Here is a 259-nt window from a genome sequence, read left to right as displayed (position 1 = left end):
CTCATAGGCCCACATCTTGCCGGTGCGGCCATAGCCGCACTGGATCTCGTCGAGGATGAGCAGCAGGCCATGCGCGTCGCACGCCTTGCGCAGGCCCTGGATGAACTCGGGCGTGCCGGCGGTCATGCCGCCCTCGCCCTGCACCGTCTCGACCAGGAAGCCGGCGGTCTCGCCGTCGATCTTGGCGAGCGCCCCCTCCAAATCGTTGAACTTCACATAGTCGAAGCCGGGCAGCAGCGGCTCGAAGCCGTCGCGCATC

At 67.2% G+C, this 259-nt stretch carries 1 protein-coding gene; it reads right to left on the bottom strand.

Translation table 11 applies throughout. From position 1 onward, the window contains the following. Positions 1–259: aminotransferase class III-fold pyridoxal phosphate-dependent enzyme (locus NLU14_RS22355; protein WP_275710748.1), on the bottom strand; the 259-nt coding region annotated here is incomplete at both ends.

The organism is Marinobacter iranensis, assembly GCF_029207565.1.
Lineage (GTDB): Bacteria > Pseudomonadota > Gammaproteobacteria > Pseudomonadales > Oleiphilaceae > Marinobacter > Marinobacter iranensis.
Note: the sequence above shows the minus strand (reverse complement) of the source record. Positions and strands in the feature narration are given on the sequence as shown.